The 1,989-nt window shown below is 71.9% G+C and carries 2 protein-coding genes; both read left to right on the top strand.

The genetic code is table 11. The annotated features are described in order from the left end of the window. The coding region (locus tag AC2W7J_RS17795) for a threonine/serine exporter family protein (RefSeq protein WP_485984060.1) at positions 1-1,390 on the top strand (1,390 nt) is incomplete at its 5' end. A gap of 178 nt (positions 1,391-1,568) precedes the next feature. Further along, positions 1,569-1,989 (top strand): transglycosylase family protein (locus AC2W7J_RS17790; protein ID WP_485984058.1); only part of this gene is annotated, 421 nt, incomplete at its 3' end.

Raw genomic sequence — 1,989 nt, 5'->3', positions numbered from 1 at the left:
GGACCCCCCGCGTCACCCCGCGCTGTCGCCCGAGGAGCAGGCCGCCGCCCACGCGATGGACCTCGCCCTGCGGGTCGCCGAGATCATGCTGCGCTCGGGCTCGTCCGCCGCCGGTGTCGAGGCCGCGACGATCGCCGTCGGCGTGGCCGCCGGCCTCGAGGACCTCGACGTCGACCTGACGATGCAGTCGATGCACATGCAGTGCCGCACGCCCTCCGGGCAGACGATCAGCCGGCTGCGCGTCGTGCGCCAGCCGCGCCTCGACTTCGCCCGGCTGGCGATGGTCCACGCGCTCGTCGACGACCTCGTCTCGGGCGACATCGACCTCGAGCAGGCCGACTCCCAGCTGCGCGAGATCAGCCGCACCCCGCGGATGTGGTCGCGCTGGTTCGTCACGCTCGCCGAGGGTGGCGTCGCCGCCGGTGTCGCGATCATCCTCGGCGCGGGCAACTTCGCCGTCCTCGTCGCGCTGCTCGCCGCCTGCGTGACCATCGGGCTCGCCTCGCTCGTCGACCGGCTCAACCTGCCCGACTTCTACCTCGGCGCCCTCGGCGGGGCGGTCGCGACGTTCGTCGCCTTCCTCGCCTACGTCCTCGGCACGTGGTCCGTCGTGCCGATCTCACCGTCGGACTTCGCCTTCATCGTCGCCGGCGGCATCGTCGCCCTGCTGCCCTCGCGCACCCTCATCTCGGCGATGGAGGACGTGCTCTCCGGGTTCCCCGTCACCGGGTCGGCGCGCATCTTCGCCGTCATGCTGCACACCTTCGGCCTCATCGTCGGTGTGGCCGGCGGCCTGGGCATGAGCCTGCAGGTGGGCGAGCTGCTCGGCATCGGTCTGCAGCCGCCGCCGATCGACAAGCTGGCGTGGGCCTCGGCAGCGGTCCCCATGGTCGTCGCCGGAGCGGTCCTCATCGGGCTCGCGGGTGCGGTCACCCTCCAGGGCAGCCGCCGGATGCTCGTGCCCGCGTCGCTGCTATGCGCCGTCGGCGTGGCCGTCGCCGCGGTGATCGCGCAGGCCGGGCTCGGACGGGTCACCGCGACGGGCATCGCCGCTGTCGTCATCGGCTTCGCCGCCCGGGTCATCGCGCTGCGCATGGACGCGCCGGCCCTGACGATCGCCGTGCCCGCGACCTTCGGCCTCTTCCCCGGACTGGGCATCTTCGTCGGTCTGTACCACATGACCAGCCCCACGACATCGAGCGGCGGGGACACGACGCAGGGTCTCTTCAGCGTCCTCGGGGCGCTCGGCGTCATCATGGCGATCGCCACCGGGACCACCCTCGGGGACCGGCTGGCGGCCCCCTTCGACGCCCCTGTGGCACAACGGCGCCGGGCCGCTGTCGAGCAGGAGGGCGCGGGTCGTGAGGACGAGGGCTGGGAGATCGTCTGACCCGTCGGGCGGTCGCCGACCTGGTGTGGCCTTGACCATGTCCTGACGAAATCCGGGCGGATCGTTTGACTCGTTAGATCACGAACAGGTAACGTCGCCGCCGTCCGTGACAAAGCCAGATCCCCTGGCCCGCTTCGACCACGAAGCCCCTGAACTCCGTGGAAGGAACCACACCCCCATGTTCTACAGCCCCAAGCACGCCCAGACGAAGCAGTCCTCGCCCGCTCGCCGCCGCATCGCCGGCGTCGCCGTGGCCGGCGCGACCGCCACCGTGGGCACCATCGCGTCCGCCCAGGGCGCCTCCGCTGCCACCACCTCCTCCGTCTGGGACGCCGTCGCCCAGTGCGAGAGCGGTGGCAACTGGTCCATCAACACCGGCAACGGCTTCTACGGTGGTCTGCAGTTCACCACCCAGACGTGGCAGGGCTTCGGTGGCGACAAGTACGCCCCGAACGCCCACCAGGCCACCAAGGCGCAGCAGATCGAGATCGCCCAGAAGGTCCTCGCGACCCAGGGCCCCGGCGCCTGGCCCGTCTGCTCGCAGAAGGCCGGCCTGACCCAGGCCAACGGCGGCGCGCGTCGCCTCCACCCCGGAGCCC

Source organism: Janibacter sp. CFPM2_SD2, assembly GCF_057364645.1.
Note: the sequence above shows the minus strand (reverse complement) of the source record. Positions and strands in the feature narration are given on the sequence as shown.